The sequence below is a fragment of the Sorangium sp. So ce448 genome, assembly GCF_051520915.1.
Classification (GTDB): domain Bacteria; phylum Myxococcota_A; class Polyangia; order Polyangiales; family Polyangiaceae; genus Sorangium; species Sorangium cellulosum_B.
Genome location: NZ_CP150343.1, coordinates 12,010,492 through 12,026,227 on the forward strand (window position 1 = coordinate 12,010,492; position 15,736 = coordinate 12,026,227).

Genomic DNA, 15,736 nt, shown 5'->3' on the forward strand with positions numbered 1-15,736 from the left:
GCGTTCTCGCCGGAACTCGCCCTCGGTCAGTTGGAGCGCGCGGTGGCGCACGTGCCCCGCCGCGACGCTCGGCGATCACGGGCTCCGCGCCTATGCGAGACCCCAGACGTAGTAGTGATCGCAACCCTACCGTCCTGCGAGCAGTCCTCGAACGCGGGGCACACGCGCGCGATGAGATCGGCGAAGGTGAAGAGGGGTGGTACTGCATCCCCGTCCTCACTGACATGTCGTTGGCCGCTCCTTCCATGTGGACGGCCCACCGCGGCCGGCGGGCGGCACGACAGATCACCTGCATGCGCGCAGCGGGCTTGGCCTACCATGCCCGGATGGACGTCCTCCCCAGCTTCATCGAGATCCTGGACGCTGCCGCTCGTCCCTTCGAACCGCGGCGTCGCCTCCGACGGGTCGACCCCGGCGGCCGTTCAGAGGCCGAGTGGGACCGCATCCTCATCGAGAACGTCGACCTGCTCGCGGACGCGCTCCGCGAGGCAGAGATGATCGCCGAGGACTCCGCGCTGATGTTCCTCGGCGCGCAGGTGGACAACATCGACCTCGTGTTCGCCGAGGTGCGCAGCGACAACGGCGAGCTGCGCCGGCTCGTGCTCCTGGAGGATAAGCTCCTCAAGAGCCCCGAGGCGCGGCGGCAGGTCCTCGCGCAGATCCTGGACTACGCGAGGGTTGTGCAGCAGAGCTGGGCGAGTGCCAGGCTGCCCGAGCTGGAATACAAGCTGCGCGGACATGCGCAGTGGGTAAGGGAGAACGAGGAGGCACTACGCCAGAGCTGTCGGCATGCCGACTTCTTGCTCGTCATCGCGGGCGACGGCATCGACGAAGGCCTCGCGAAGCTCGCGCCTCGGTTCGCGGGCAGAGATGATCCGCTCAGCCTTACCGAGCTGGCGCTGGTATCGCTGGCCATGTATGCGCTCGACAACGAGTACCTGCTCGTGCCTCATGTCGTGAGCGCAGTGCTGCGGAGCGAGCGGGAGATAACGGTGCGCGTGCTCGTGCAGGACGCGCAAGGACGCGCGGTCCCCGCCGACGTCTTGCGCGATGTGCAGGACGAGGCGGCGCAGGCCAACCGTGGACGTCTCCCCGTGCGTGAAGAGGTGATCGAGTTCTTGCGCAAGGCGCGCGAGCCTCTGGATGCCGCGCTCCTCCCCGCGTATCCCGACCTGGAGCGGACGGCCAAACCGCGCAAGTCGCTCGAGTACGGGCTGACGCTTGATGACGGCTCCAGCGTCGTGTTCAAGGTCCACTTCGGGGGGTACGAGAAGGACGTCTGGTCCCCTATCCAGGTCGGCCTCATGCTCGGCACCGACGACACCGCGGGCCGCGACGCCTGGCGGCGGCGCATCGAGGCCGTGCTCCCTCGGCTCCCCGCCGGCACACGGGTCGACAACGGTGGCCCGCGTACGGTCAACGCGCTGACGACGTTCGAGTGGTCGACCGGCGAGGACTTGAACGACATGCTGGTCTCGAAGATCACCGAGACCCTGATTCAGTACGCGTCGGTGCTGATGCCCGTCCTGCGTGCCACGCGCACATGACGTGGTTCGACCCGCCGCACGCACCCCGGGCAGCTCTATGTGGCCGGGGCTGTGATGAGCGGCGGCATCTCCGCAGCGCCTCGTGAGCGAGTGCACGGAGGCGCAACCGCGAGCTTACAGATCCGGCTCAGGCTCCGCCTCCGCGGCGACGAGCGTCGGCAGGTGCTGGATGAACAGCCTGAGCAGCTCCTGCCGCAGGACGACCCGCACGGGGAGCCCGAGCTCCTTCTGGAGTTTTGCACGCTCCGCCTCGAACGCCGGCGTGACACGCTCCGAGGTCGAGAGGATCACGCCCGACGTGATCCCCTCGTACGATTGGCATGCCTTTTTGATCTGCTCGAGCGGTCGCGTCCAGTCGGCGTCCCACGTCCACATTTTAATCTGCACGGCGACGCGGTGGGGCACGCCCAGGGGATCGCGGTAGGTGCAGATCGCGTCGGCGCCGTTCTCGCTCCGGCCTCCCGTGTGCTCGACGTTGGCCTCACCGTAGAGCATTTTGAGCAGGCGCACGCAGGGCGCCTCGAACTCGGCACCTTGGAAGTGAAACTTGAAGCGCTCTAAGCCGGCGAGCTCGAGCTCCCGGAGGAGCGCTTCGAGCCGGTCTTCCTCGACGTCGGTCGTCTCCGCGGATCTCCCAAGATTCCCCACGATCTGCTGAATCTGCGCTCCCAGGTGGTCGACGTTCCAGAGCCGCGACAGATTGCGCATCGTCTGGCGCAATCCGGCCGCGACGCCCTTCGCCTTGAAGCCGACGGGACGATCGCCCGAGAGCAGTGCGACGGGCAGGATGTGGCCGTAGTCCTTGGGCTTCTTGGGGATATCGAAGCGGTACGGCCCCAGCACCCGCGCGATCGACCAGTGCCGGTCCTCGGGGAGGTGCGGCACGAGGATGAGGTCACCTTCCTGGATGCTGTCGGGTTCGGATCCAAGCATCCGACGGTTACCACGCCAGGCATCTTGCTGCTCGTCCGTGATGATCGCGCCCTTCTTCCTGCGGGCCGCGATCGTTTCGAGTTTCTGATCCTCGCGGTAGCCCCAGCCCTGCCGGAGTCGTCCGGCCTTCAGCTCGCTCCAGAGGAAGTTCTTCGCCTCGCGGTGGTCCACCCGCATGATCCAGTAGCGCGGCATCCTGCGAGCGTACGGTGCCCGTGAACCCGCTGGGAAGCCTGCGCCACTGGGCGGCGCGCGCTTGACGTCAACGAGCCCGGCCGGTCCGCCTTCTTCGTCGCGGGACCCCTGCCTCCGTTTCGTCCGCAAGCCGGAAGGGACGCGGCCATGGCTCGGAGCGGAGCCGAGGTCGAGGGTTCGCAGATCATCGCTGCGCATCCGGTGGTAGGCTCGCGGGCCAACGACAGCGACAGCGAGCCGGTGCCATGGGATATCTGCTGCTCCTCATCCTGGTGGGCGTGGCCGTCTACTTCCTGCGACGGTCGAAAGCTGCGCCGCCCGCCGCGCTCGAGGGGAACGTCCGACTCGACGCACCGCCCATCTCGCGGGGCGCTGCAAGGGCGCTGGTCTCCAGATCGACGCCAGCCGTCTGGATCCCGCCGGGACATCGGGTCGACGTTCAGGGCGTCGCGGTAACGGGCGGGATGATCTACGTCGGCGGCCAGCTCCCGTCAGCGAACGGCCTCCGCAGCGTCGACCCGGCGCTGATCAACCCATCGCTTCCCATCGCCACAGCGCACCCGAGCTACTCCGCAGGGATGGGCTACTGGCCCTCGTACAGCGACGTCGGTGCGCACAACCGCGGCGCGTACCTGAGGTGGCTCTCGGGCGGGCGGATCGAGCCAAGCGCGTACATCGGTTACGTCTTCCTGTTCTTCTACGGCCTCGAGCGTCGCGCTCTCGTCGAACGCGCTGACATCCCGGCGATCCGCACCGAGGTGGGCCGGCTCCTCTCCATCTACTCGGGGAACAACTCGTTCCGCGGCTACGCGACCGACTTCCTGGCCTTCACGCTCCTGGATCACCTCGCGTCCGTGGACGAAGCCACGGTGCGCTCCGAGCTCGGCGAGCTCGTGACCACGAACGCGACCGCCATGGCTTCGCTCCTCGCGTGGTACCACACGCACTGCCGGCCTCTGCCCGCCGACTTCGCCGCTGCCGTCGCCTCCTCGATGGAGGAGGCAAAGCGGAGCGTCGTCGCGAAGCGTTCACGCCAGGAGCTCCTCGACCTCTTCGCGCTACGCTACCGCGAGAAGTACGGCGAGGGCATCGTCCTCGATGCCGCCGCGCGGCCGAAGATCATCCCGTACCGCCCGGCGAGCGCCGGCCTCCTGTCGACGGCCCACGGCTACGCGGCGCGCGTTCCTGACGTGCTCGGCAAGCCCAAACAGCTCAAGCCGCTCGTGGCGATCTGGAACGCGTGCCTCGAGGACCTGAAGCGGTTCGCATCCGCTCAACGCAAGGCCGGCGCTGAGGCGAGCGTCGTGCTTACCGCAGAGATGTGGGAGGCGATGCCGCCCGACCTGCGGGCGCAGCACGATCACCCGGACAAGGACCGCTGGGATGAGGTCATCCTCTCCGCCCCGCGCGCGGGCGAGCGCCCCCTGGTGACGGCGAAGACGCTCGCCGGGCTCGGGCGGCTGCCGCAGCGTGATCGCTACACCGCGGCGCAGATGCGGAAGCTCGCCGACACCGCCGCCCTGCTCGGGTTTGCGATCGAGCCGGATCCTCGCGCCGCTCCCTCGAGCACGGCGGAGGACGTGCGCTTCGCCGTCTGGCGCTCGTCGAACACGTCGGCACCGGACCCGCACCTCTATGGGCCGGTGTCCACGGTCCTCAAGCTCGCGGTCCACATCGCGGCCGCCGACAAACACATCAGTGAGGAGGAACTCGCCGTCATGACCACGCTCCTCGAGACCCTGTTCCTCCTCGACGACGCTATGCGCGAGCGCGTCGAGGCGCTGCGCGACGTTTTGGCCCTCCAGCCTGCGAAGATCGGTCCGCTCACGAAGAAGCTCGCCGAGACACGCACGCCGGAGCAGCGAGCCGTCATCGGTCGGCTGCTCGTCGCGATCGCGGGTGCCGACGGCACGATCGGAGCTCCGGAGCACAAGGCGCTCCGCGGGCTCTACAAGAGCCTCGATCTCGCGCCGTCGGCCCTCGATGCGGCGATCGCCTCGAGCGGCGCGCGACTAGCCACGGATCAGCCGGTGACAGTCGTCGATGGCAAGCCGGCGGCGAAGGGCAGCGCGGTAACGCCGCCGCCGGACGTCGCCGGGCACCGCGTCCAGCTCGATCAGCGCGCGATTGACGCGATCCTCGCCGACACGCGCGAGGTCGCGGCGCTCCTCGCCGACGTGCTCGACTCGGCAGACGACGACGGGGGCGTCGAGGCGCCGCCGGCCTCGCGCGAGCGAGCCAGCGAGGGCACGCCAGCGGTGCCCCCGCCCGTGACATCGACCGGCAACGGAGGGCCGCCGGCCGCCGCCAGCGGCGCATGGACGGCGCTGACGGCCTCTCTTGATCCGCGGTATCGCCCTGCGCTCGATGAGCTCATCACGCGTGAGACCTGGTCGGCCTCAGACGCGCAGGCGCTCGCCGCGAAGCTTCGCCTCATGCCCGGCGCGATCATCGACGCGATCAACGGCTGGTCCGATGAGGCGCTGGGCGACTATTTGATCGTTGACGAAGGGCACTGGACCATCCGCACCGACCTCCTTCCCAAGGATGCGCAATGACAACGACGCCGGCCGCGCCTCGCCTGAAAGACCGCGAGCGAACCGCCATCCTCCAGTCGCTTCGCGCCGGCGTCGTGCCGCGCATCGGACTGCAGCACATCCAGGTAGGCCGGAAGGCGGAGGTCGCTGCACTGCTGCGAGATCTCGACCTGGCGAAGGAGGGAGGCGCCGCGGTCCGCTTCATCACCGGCCGCTACGGAGCCGGGAAGAGCTTCTTCCTCAACCTGGTCAGCACCGTCGCGCTCGAGAAGGGCTTCCTGGTCGCGCGAGCCGACGTGACGCTCGACCGCAGGCTGCATGGGACGGGCGGGCAGGCGCGTGCGCTGTTCGCCGAGCTGCTGCGCAATCTTGCTTCGAAGGCGCGCCCCGACGGCAACGCGCTCGGCGGCGTCGTCGAGCGCTGGATCTCCGGCGTTCTCCAGGAGGTGACAGCTGCCGGTGGGGACGACGCGAGGGTCGAGTCCGAGATCGCGACGAGGCTGCGGCCGCTGCAGGATCTCGTGAGCGGCTTCGACTTCGCCGCGGTGCTCGCTCGCTATTTCCGGGCTCACCAGGCAGGCGACTCGACGACCCAGCAGAACGCGACGCGCTGGCTCCGGGCCGAGTACGGCACCAAGACCGAGGCCCGCACCGACCTCGGGGTGCGCTCGATCATCGACGATGCCAGCGTGTACGACTACCTGAAGTTATTCGCGAAGTTCGCGAGGATCGCAGGGTACTCGGGCCTCGTCGTCTGCATCGACGAGCTCGCCGTGCTGTCGCACCGCCTGCCGAGCGCGCGGGCTCGCAGCGTCAACTACGAGCAGATCCTCCGTATCCTCAACGACGCGCTGCAGGGGAGCGTCGAGGGCACCGTCTTCCTGTTCGGTGCGACCGACGAGGCGCTCGAGGATCGACGGCGCGGCCTCTATTCCTACGAGGCCCTGGCGACGCGGCTCGCTCCCAACGAGTTCGCCAAGGGCGACGTGCGCGATCTCGCCGGGCCCGTGATCCGGCTGCAGAACCTTACGCCGGAAGACCTCTACGTGCTGCTCCACCGGATCCGCGACGTGTTCGCGTACGGCGATCCTGCGAAATACCTGCTCCCGGACGACGGCCTGAAGCTCTACATCGACTACTGCGCGCGCACGCTCGGCGACGGCTACTTCAAGACGCCTCGCGACACGGTGACGCGCTTCGTCGGCTTGATGAACCTCATCGAGCAAGATCCATCGCACAACTGGCGCGCCTCGCTCGGGCACGTGAACCAGGTTCAGGTCGCGCCAGCGACCTCGGCGGAAGCCCCCGGCGCGCCCGTCGAGGAGGAAGACGATCTCGTGAGCTTCAAGCTCTGATGGCGTCCGCGTACGACCTCCTGCACGAGGGCGTGAGGCGCCGGTTGTGGGAGATGGGGTGGACCGCGCTCAGGCCGATCCAGGACCGGGCCATCGAGCACCTGCTCGCCGACCGCGGGGACTGCGTGATTGCAGCGCCGACCGCGGGGGGAAAGACCGAGGCGGCCTTTCTCCCCATCCTGTCGCGCATCGCGGACGACGCGGCTGGTGGCGTGCGCGCGATGTACATCGGACCCCTGAAGGCGCTCATCAACGACCAGTTCGTGCGCCTGGCAGATCTCTGCGCGCGGCTGGCGATCCCCGTGCATCGCTGGCATGGCGACGTCGGCGCCGCGCAGCGACGCGCGCTCCTTGCTCGCCCGTCGGGCGTGCTCCTCATCACGCCCGAGTCGCTCGAAGCCATGTTCGTCCTGCGACCGACGCAGATGCCCTCGATCTTCGGGCGCCTCGCCTACGTCGTCATCGACGAGATGCACGCGTTCATCGGCTCGGTTCGCGGCGCGCAGCTCAAGAGCCAGCTCTATCGGCTCCGCGAGCGCTGCGGCTGCGATCCCGTGCGGGTCGGCCTGTCGGCGACCCTCGGCGACCCTGAGGCCGCCTGTGCGTGGCTCCGACCCGGCGGCGCGGCGGCTACCTACATCACGGATCCGGATGCGGAGCGCTCGCTCAAGATCCTCGTGCGAGGCTACCAGCGTCAGACGCCTGGAGGCGGCGCGGACGAGGGCGCCGCCCGGGAGGAGGGCGCCGCCCGCGATGATGACCCGACGCTGCGCCTCGTCGCGCGGTCGATCCTTCGTGCATGCCACGGCTCGACGAGCCTGGCCTTCGCGAACGCAAAGAGCCGGATCGAGGAGCTCGCCGACTGCCTTCAGAGCGAGGCAACGCAGATGGGCCTCCGCCATGAGGTCGTCGTGCATCACGGCTCGCTCTCCAAGGAGCAGCGCGAGCATGCGGAAGAACGGCTGCGCGCCGAGACGCCCTGCACCGCCGTCTGCTCGAACACGCTCGAGATGGGCATCGACATCGGCGAGGTCGACAGCGTGATCCAGGTCGCTGCGCCGTGGTCGGTCGCTTCGCTCGCTCAGCGCGTCGGGCGCAGCGGCCGGCGCGAAGGTGCGGCCGCGGTGCTCCGTGCGTTCTTCGTCGAAGACGCACCCACCCCGGAGGACACCCTCTGGGATGGCCTACACCTCGATTTTCTGCGGGGTATCGCGGTGATTGAGCTCATGCTCGAGAAGTTCTCCGAGCCGCCGGAGGTCCATCGACCTCACCTCTCGACCCTCGTGCACCAGCTCCTGTCCACGCTCGCAGAGACCGGCGGCATGAGCGCTCAACGCCTCTACCGGCGGCTCATCGATAGCCGCGCCTTCGGCCAGCTCACGCCGGGCGACTTCGCCGTCCTCCTGCGCGGGCTCGCCGAGCATGGCCTCGTCGCTCAGATGGCCGAAGGCGACATCATCCTTGGGCTGCGCGGCCAGAAGCTCTGCGATCACTTTTCGTTCTACGCCGCGTTCACCACGCCGGAGGAGTTCCGCGTCGTGCACCTCGCGCGCGAGATAGGCTCGCTCCCCGCGACGCTACTGCCTCCGCCGGGCGAGTTCGTGTTGCTCGCCGGTCGCCGGTGGCGCGTGGAGGCCATCGACGGCGACCGCCGCGAAGTGCACGTGATCCCCGGCAAGGGTCGCAGGATACCGAAGTTCACGTCCCTCGCTGCGGACATCCACCCGCGTGTACACGCGAAAATGCGCGAGCTGGCCTGCACGAGCGACGCCCCGACCTATCTCGACGATGGTGCCAAGGAGATCCTCGCCCACGTGCGGGGCACGGCCCATCTTGTCGGGCGCTTCCAGCCTGCGCTGCAGCCCGTGCCCCCAGCAGGACGGTCACGCGTCTTCTTGTGGGCGGGCACGAGGATTCAGCGCACTGTGTTCCTCGCGCTCCGCGAAGCCGGTCTCGAGGTTCAGGACGAGCAAGTTGGACTAGAGGTGAAGGCGCCTGTCGAACAGACGCGGGAGGTACTGCGCGGTTTGCAGGAACGAACGCCAGACCCTCGGCTCCTGGCGGCACGCGCCGACCGCGAGCTCGCTGCGCGACAGTGCGGCGCCGACAAGTTCGATTGGGCGTTGCCGGACCCGCTATGGGCGGCCGCCTACGCGGAAGATCGCTTGGCCATCTCGCGTGGGGCGTTTGGAGTCGGGTAGCCAGCAGAAAAGCGGCGCCTCGATGTCCGGCTCGCACCTGGGTCCCCGGCCTGGGCGAGGCGCCGCGTCCTGCGCTCCCTGGACGTGGCGGAGATGCCCACGTGACGGTCTTCCGAGTGCAGCCAATTACATGAAATCACAACACAATGTGACCACGCGGTGCGCCCGTTGCCCATGGCAACGCTCCTGGCAACGTGGCCCCCCTTGTGCCGTTGCCAGGAAGGTCTTACCTTCGTCCCGTGGATGCTCCTCTCCTCAGCTCGCCGCCGGAGCCCATTGGCCACCGTATCAAGTTTCAGCTCGACGGCCTCGGGCAATCACCGGCGTGGCTCGCGGAAAAGGCAGGGGTGCCGCGCTCAACGGTCCACCGCATCCTGACCGGCGATCGTAACCCCACGCCCGACACGCTTCAACTGCTCGCACCAGTGCTCGGCGTGACCCTCGAGCAGCTCGTAGCGGGCACCGACGCGGCGGAGCGCGTGAAGGAGGCGCAGAACCTCGTCTCTCGGGAGCACTACGACGAGGCTATCCGGCAACTCATCGAGTTCGAGCGCAACGCGACCAACCTCGCTGCACGCTTGCGCGAGACCGAGGAGGCCCTCCGCGGTGAGCGAGACCGTCGGCAGCGCGCAGAAGGGAAGCTGGAATCGGCGGAACGAGAGCGCGACGAGGCGTGCCTCGCAGCCAAGCGCAACGAACGTGATGCACAGCGCTACCGAGAGGCCCTCGAGCGCGCAGTGGCTGATGTCGCACGGCTCCAGACCCAGGTGCGAGAGCTCGGCGAAGCCGTAGGAGAAGGGGAGCGCACCAACCGCGTCGCCGCCATTCTCGCGGGCGTCGCCGCCGTCGCATCGCTGGCTACGTACCTCACGAGCGAGCCTGGCGCCGGCAGACAGACCCCCGGCGCGAGCACGCAAAGCACCTCGAAAAAGGCTGCAAACGGCGGGCCTCGCGCACGGAGGAGAAAGCAGGGGCGCGCAGGATAGAGAGATCTCCCACGGCACCTACGTCGAAGGACCTCTTATATACGATTACCATCGCTCACGACATCTGGGCGTGAATGCCGCCGATCTCGACCCGCCGTGCGGTTCCTGCGCCCACGGGAGGCTATCATGTACTATGTCCTGTCTATCGGTGTGAACAACGGTCCCGGCGCAAATCGCCTGAATTTCGCGGAGAAGGACGCCGTTGACGTCTTCCGCGTCCTCTCCGGGGCGCTGGGGCCTCCACGGGTTCGCGGGAGATACCTTCTCGGTACAAGGGCGACCCGAGCCGAGGTGATCGCTACGCTGGTCGCTCTCGCGTTGCAGCCGCCGGAGTACCTCCTGCTCTACTTCTCCGGCCATGGGAGCGAGGAAGGCATTCTCGTGGCCGACGGCCTGCTCCACTACGCTGATCTCGCCCAGTATCTTCAGCGCATTCGGGCGCGCGCGATGATGGTCATCCTCGACACCTGTCACGCGGCGGCGTATGGGCGCTTCGTGTCGCCGGCCGACGTCGCCGGCCTTGGGGGGATCGATGACGACCATACCTGGCTCCGGGTGCTGTCGGAAGCGCATCCCGGGATGCGGATGCTCTTCGCCACCAGCGCCGAGACGCTCTCGCGCGAGAGCCTCAACGCGAAGAACGGCTTCTTTACGGCGGCGCTCCTGCACGCATTCCACCATGCCGAGGCGGACCTCCCTGCTGGCTCTCCGAAGCTCATCTCCGACCTCCAGGCCTTCGTGAACGCATGCGCCTTCATGCAGGAGCAGCAGACGAAAAACTGGAAGCGCCCGGGGTCGGGCATCGTGCCGCTTCACATCCAGCAGCCGCAGTTCCTGGGCCACCTCGGCGACTTCCCCCTCGTCCGCAGCCAAGTGGAGCGTGCAGTGGGCACCGCGACGATCACCAACGTCGCAATCCTGCCCGGGCTGTCAGTGCGCGTCGACTTCGTGGTGAACGGGCGGAGGAACGTCCCAACTCGCTGGTGTGTCAGGCTCTCTCACCCGGATGGATCTCTGATCATCGGTCGCTCGCGCCGCTTCGTCCCAGCGAAGGACGAGCACGCCGAGGGGGGTCGGATCCGCTTTCCTGTGAGCGTTCTGGACGATGATCGCGCCTCATCCATCGTTCTCAATTCCGGCTGGCAGCTACCCGTCCGCTGGACGTTCGAGCTCCTGGACGACCACGACCACCGACTGGCCCGGCGCTCGCTGATGCCGAGCTATTTCAAGGGAGCGCCTACACCGCAACTCGGGTGGTAAGCCGAGCTACAGCGGCATCCAGGCCGCAGCGCGTCCTCGGCATCGGGGCGACGCCATGTCCATGCGTCGGGGCGCGCATCCGAGCAGACGCTCGATGTGCGTGGATATTCCCCCCACCTGCCGCGCGGCGGGGCCCAGCGCCGGCGAGGCCTCCGCGGGGGCAGCCGCGTGGGATGGCGAGCCAGACCTGTCGCCCGGCTCGCCGGACGAGAACGGGAGCGCTGGCTTCACGGGCGCATTTGCGAGCGCGTGCTGCGTCCCATGAATGTCGGTCCAGTGCCTCATGCCCTTCGGTATCACGAAGGCCGGCGCGACGAGCGTGGGAGGCACGGGCGGCACCACAAGCCCGAGCGGAGGCGGCGTGAGGTTTCGTATCGGCTCGGTCGGAGGCGGCGCGCTCAGCTCGACCACCGGCCGCGGTGGCAGCTGCTGCGCCGTCGCCGGCTTCATCTCGCGCTCGCCGGGCAGCGGACCAAGCGACGCAATGGGCGGCTTCTCGCGGGCGAGCCGGTCCTTCGTCTGCGCCACCGCGAGCCTGAACTGCCGCGAGAGCCCCTCGTCCTCTCCCTCGCTCGCGTCGGCGAGCGCGTCGGTCCACGAGGAGACGGCCTCCTCCCAGTCGTCCTCGTCGACCCCGAGACGCGCGAGCACTTCATGCTTCTTGGCGCGAGGGAAATAGCGCACGTGCGCCATGATCTCTCCGTACCGCGCGATCGTGAGCCCGCCATGCGCTTTAGCGGCGCCCTACCACTGATCCACCTTGCGGCGGGATCGTGATCCACCCGGTGCCACCCCGCTGCGCGGCATGTCGTGTGCTGGTTGGAAGGCGCCGCCAAGCGGAGGGAGTTGCAGTGGTTGCCACGTGGCAACCCGAACATGGATCAACGATGATCCATCTCCGCGCGGCACGATACGCCGCGCGCGAGACCAGCGCTGCGAGCCGCGCGGTTGCGCCCTCGACGCCGAGGCGGAGGGCGGCGCCGGCTCGCCCACGAACTCGCGCCGCCTCGGCGTCTCACGCGCCTTGGGTCGCACGAAGGTCATCGCACCTGATCGCGATGTCGCGGTTGAGATCCACGTGGGCGCCGCCGCACGGCGCGATGGGTGGATCACGATCCCGCCGCGAAGTGGATCAGTGGTAGGGCGCCGCCGAAGGCCATGCGTCGTCTCCTCGCCGTCGTCTTCTCCGCTCCCGAGCTCTTCGGGCGGCGCGCCGTTCGCGTCGGTCATCGCTCTCCTCGACTTCGTCAGCAGTTGAGCTTCACCGTGGCTCCGGTGACCGTCACCGTGCTTCCACTGATGTCAACCGTCCCTCCCGTGATCTTCACGTCCCCTTGGATCGACACCGCGCCGCCGTTCACCAGCACGGTCGCGGCGTTGAGCTCGTAGAGCGCGGTGCCGACGCGGATCTTTGCGGAATCGTTGATGTCGATCCAGGCGGCGTTGGCGTTCAGGTTGCTGCCAGCGTCGATCTCGACGACCGCCGCGCCGGCGCGGAGCTTTTCGCCGCCTTGCAGATCGATCCAGGGGGACGTCACGACCGCGTTGTTCCCGACCTGGACGTTCACCTCCGTGCCGGCGCGCAACGAGATGTTGCTGCCGGCGCCCAGGTGCATGTCCCTCGAGGCCGTCGCCTCCAAGTCGCCCCCTTGGGCGGCGAGCTGCATGTTCGCGCCGGCAAGCTCCTTGATGTCGATCTTCGCGGTCATGGTGATCGTCGAGCCCGAGCTCACCTAGATCGAACCCGCGCTGGTCGACTGCGACCCGACCATCTCGACGCTCTGGTTGTGCTTGACCTTGGTCACGTAGTCGCGCGCCGCATGGATGTCGATCCGCTCCTGGCCCTTCTGGTCCTCGAACGACAGGAGGTTGCAGTTGCCGTCGAACGGGCTCGTATAGCTCTTGAGCGCGCTGTACGTCGGCCGGCTGGCCGCGTTCTCGGGCGCTGGGTTAGCGCCGTTGTACACATGCCCTGTGACGATCGGCCGGTCCGGATCGCCCTTCAGGAAATCAACGATCACCTCGTCGCCCACGCGCGGGTTCCAGATCGCGCCGTGCCCCCCGCTGCCGGCGAAGAGGGTGCTGACGCGAACCCAGCAGGAGCTCGCCTCCTTCTCGTGACGTCCCACGTCGACATCCCAGTGAAAGCGCACCCGCACGCAGCCGGCGTCCTCGGGCCCGCCCACGTTGATCTCGGCCTCGGCCGCGTTCGGCTCCGCGGTGACGATAGCCGTCTGGCTCCCTGAAATCGCTGAGAGAGGCTGCCTTGGGTCGCACGCGCGCGCCGACCTGGAACGCGTGCACCTCGCGCCCCAGGATGCTCGGTCCGATCGGGCTCTTGTCCGGCAGGAGGGGGCGGCCGTCGTCGGCATCGGTGACCACCAGGCGGCACTCGTCGCGCGTGTGCTCGAAGTAGTAGGAGATCCCCTCTTCCTCGAGGAGCCGTGCGATGAAGGCGAAGTCAGTCTCCTGGTACTGCACGCAGTAGGGCCTGGCTGCGTCGTCGGCGAGGCGCCTGAGGTCGCGGATCGACCACAGGTAGGTCGCCGCAGCGGGCTTGAACGCGCTCTCATCGCCGTCGTCGCCGGGCGGCGAGTCGCTCTTCGAGAGCGTGAGCCCGGCGCCCCCGGCGGTCCGCGTCAAAGCCTGCTCGACGGTGTGCTTGAGCGTCTTCTCCAGGTAAATGACGCTCTTCTCCATCATCGTGGCGCGGAAGAAGGGCGGGACCAGGGTGACACGATAGCGCGTCCCAAACGAGACATCGCCGAGCGCCCGCACCGTGCTGATAAGGCCATGGATGATCCGGAATGGCGGGTCGGTCCAGGTGCGGATTCGCAGCGCGGCGCGCGCGCCCACCAGGTCGGAGACGTCGACGTCGGGGGCGTGACCGCGGCGCACGAGATCGATCTCGAACTCGTAGAGAGCGCTGATGGTCTCTGTCCCTCGAAACTCGAGCCCCTCGAGGTGGTGCCACGGGCCTTCCGAGGAGCTGGCCCCCTCCCAGGCGAACGTGAAGTCCTTATCCATTCGACACTCCAGCGCCCTGTGACCTGTGCCGCACGCCGACTCTATCCCGATCCGAACGACAGCTGCACCCGCGTGAGCTCGATCGCGAGGAGCCGCCCCGAGCGCGGCGCAGCGTAGGCCCGGTAGATCGACCCCTCGACGACGGCCGCGAAGAGCTCGCCCTGGTGCGACACGTCGAACGAGCGATCGCCCATTCGCAGCGATCGCCGGATCCGGCCGTGGCGCTCGACCACGAGCTGCTTCGTGCACGGCCCCTCGACGGCGACGGCGCGCCCCTCGCGCGCGTCCTCCGCTTCGGCGGCTCGCGCGAAGCGCCGGTGGACGGCCGCGACGATCGCGAGCGCGAACGCACCCCCAACGACGGCGAGCAACGCCGGCCACCGCGCTGCGCGGCCGGCGGAGCTCGGGCCGGAGAGCCCATCCAGGAGCGCACCCCCGATCGCCAGGAGCAGGAAGAAGATGCCGGCGCACCCGAGCCTCGACGCGAACGCCGCGTCCGTGCCCCGCCGTGCCGCGAGCGCCGCGCTCTGCTCGGCGCTCATCCGGCCGCTGCGGTTCGCGGCCAGCGTCGCCTCCGTGAGGTTCTGCGCGCCGCGGAGGACCGCGTGGAGGTTCGTTTGGTACACCTCGGGCGAGGCCATCGGCTCGGCGCCGACGACGGTCCGCGCGTGGGGCGCGAGGTAGAGCCGGTAAGGGCCCGGTGGGAGTACGAGCCAGGGTGCGAGCAGCGCGGGCGCCTGCCCCGGCGCCACAGCGAAATAGGCCGTCTGCACCGGCTCAAGCCGGCCAGGTTGGGGCGCATCTGCCGAACGCTTGTCGCGGATCGCTTGAAAATCGAAGACCACCTCACCCTCGAACGCGACGACCTGCCCGTCCGCGAGATCGCGCCGCCAGCCGTCGTACTCAGGACGCGCGAGCCACGCGCCGAACCGCGCCTCGATTTCGCGGCGCTGCCGGGGCCCGAGCTGGCCGTTCCGGTTCCATGTGAGCTCCTCGGCATCCATCGCGCGCCCGTCTCTCACCCCTCTCGCGCGCCCTCGTCGAACGCGCGGAGCAGGTCCTCGTCCCCCGACATGTCCGATGCAGCCACCGTCGCCGGCTCGGCGGGCGCCGCGGGTGCTGCGCCGAGGGTGGCGGAGAGAGTGCGACCAGGCAAGGCTGGTCCCGAGGGAAAGGAGTGAGCGGTAGCTTCTGAAATCGGGTTTCGCTGTCCAGCGGGTGCGAATCCCGCCCGGCCAAGGTCACGCCCGACCAGCCGGAAGCCAGCCTTGCGACGGATCCCGTGAGGGGCTCGGCGATGCGTAGGCAGGTGAGTGAGCGAGCCGCAGCATGCCAGCCACGAAATCCTCCACTTTCCGGGTGCCCAGGGTGTTCTCTCGCCTGAAGGCAACAGCGTCCTACCTCGCAAGGGCGGGAGGGGGACGCACCCGGCGGGGTAGTTGGCTGCGGCGCGCAGCAAGAGGACGGTCCAGGCACCTGGGAGGCCCTCGTCTCTCCACGAGAAACGCCGGTACGACGGGGAGCCGGTGATCCGTCCCCGGGGCGAGACACGCCGCGGATGCCCGTGTCTCGCAGCCGAGCCCAGCGGGCTCCGCAAGGAAACGCGCATCCGCCTCGCGGTAGGCCCACAGCAAGGGGAACCGGAGCCGAAGCCAAAGGAGACGAGGGAGTCGGAGGGTCCCATACGAGCGACGA

12 protein-coding genes and 1 pseudogene are annotated in these 15,736 nt (G+C 68.6%); 6 read left to right on the forward strand and 7 right to left on the reverse strand.

The window, feature by feature from the left end; translation table 11 throughout:
• Positions 1–92 precede the first annotated feature (92 nt).
• Entirely contained in the window at positions 93–1,547 is a 1,455-nt protein-coding gene (locus WMF45_RS45230) for a hypothetical protein (protein WP_437713009.1), read from the forward strand.
• 114 nt (positions 1,548–1,661) lie between these two features.
• Here WMF45_RS45230 and WMF45_RS45235 read toward each other — a convergent pair whose 3' ends face one another.
• Positions 1,662–2,675, reverse strand: coding sequence for a restriction endonuclease (locus WMF45_RS45235; RefSeq protein WP_437713010.1), 1,014 nt, complete (start codon positions 2,673–2,675; stop codon positions 1,662–1,664).
• A 245-nt stretch (positions 2,676–2,920) separates the two neighbouring features.
• On the opposite strand from WMF45_RS45235, the gene WMF45_RS45240 reads away from it, so the two are divergent.
• The 5 genes from WMF45_RS45240 (at position 2,921) to WMF45_RS45260 (ending at position 11,014) form a co-directional block, all read left to right on the forward strand.
• Positions 2,921–5,233: a TerB N-terminal domain-containing protein gene (locus WMF45_RS45240; RefSeq protein ID WP_437713011.1), complete on the forward strand. Its 2,313-nt coding sequence runs from the start codon at positions 2,921–2,923 to the stop codon at positions 5,231–5,233.
• On the forward strand, positions 5,230–6,567 hold the full coding sequence (locus WMF45_RS45245) for an ATP-binding protein (RefSeq protein ID WP_437713012.1): 1,338 nt from the start codon (positions 5,230–5,232) through the stop codon (positions 6,565–6,567). The genes WMF45_RS45240 and WMF45_RS45245 overlap by 4 nt, the downstream gene beginning before the upstream one ends.
• Entirely contained in the window at positions 6,567–8,768 is a 2,202-nt protein-coding gene (locus tag WMF45_RS45250; RefSeq protein ID WP_437713013.1) for a DEAD/DEAH box helicase, read from the forward strand. Before WMF45_RS45245 ends, WMF45_RS45250 begins: the two co-directional genes overlap by 1 nt.
• 239 nt (positions 8,769–9,007) lie before the next feature.
• Entirely contained in the window at positions 9,008–9,754 is a 747-nt protein-coding gene (locus WMF45_RS45255; RefSeq protein ID WP_437713014.1) for a helix-turn-helix domain-containing protein, read from the forward strand.
• Positions 9,755–9,880: 126 nt separating this feature from the next.
• Positions 9,881–11,014, forward strand: a complete 1,134-nt coding sequence (locus tag WMF45_RS45260) for a caspase family protein (RefSeq protein ID WP_437713015.1) — start codon at positions 9,881–9,883, stop codon at positions 11,012–11,014.
• Between the two features lie 6 nt (positions 11,015–11,020).
• Here the strand turns inward: WMF45_RS45260 and WMF45_RS45265 are convergent, their stop codons facing one another.
• From WMF45_RS45265 to WMF45_RS45290, 6 genes and pseudogenes are all read right to left on the reverse strand, one after another.
• A complete protein-coding gene (locus WMF45_RS45265; RefSeq protein ID WP_437713016.1) occupies positions 11,021–11,707 on the reverse strand; it encodes a hypothetical protein in 687 nt (228 codons plus the stop codon).
• 554 nt (positions 11,708–12,261) lie between these two features.
• On the reverse strand, positions 12,262–12,723 hold the full coding sequence (locus tag WMF45_RS45270) for a hypothetical protein (RefSeq protein ID WP_437713017.1): 462 nt from the start codon (positions 12,721–12,723) through the stop codon (positions 12,262–12,264).
• Between the two features lie 24 nt (positions 12,724–12,747).
• On the reverse strand, positions 12,748–13,386 hold the full coding sequence (vgrG, locus tag WMF45_RS45275; RefSeq protein WP_437713018.1) for a type VI secretion system tip protein VgrG: 639 nt from the start codon (positions 13,384–13,386) through the stop codon (positions 12,748–12,750).
• Positions 13,316–14,041, reverse strand: a pseudogene (locus WMF45_RS45280) (contractile injection system protein, VgrG/Pvc8 family); the annotation flags it as partial. The pseudogene WMF45_RS45280 and the gene vgrG, both read right to left, overlap by 71 nt.
• A 41-nt stretch (positions 14,042–14,082) precedes the next feature.
• Complete coding sequence (locus WMF45_RS45285) at positions 14,083–15,045, reverse strand: hypothetical protein (RefSeq protein ID WP_437713019.1); 963 nt, start codon at positions 15,043–15,045, stop codon at positions 14,083–14,085.
• 14 nt (positions 15,046–15,059) lie between these two features.
• Positions 15,060–15,197 carry a hypothetical protein gene (locus WMF45_RS45290; RefSeq protein WP_437713020.1) on the reverse strand — a complete coding sequence of 46 codons (138 nt, stop codon included), beginning with the start codon at positions 15,195–15,197 and terminating at the stop codon, positions 15,060–15,062.
• Between the last annotated feature and the right edge of the window lie 539 nt (positions 15,198–15,736).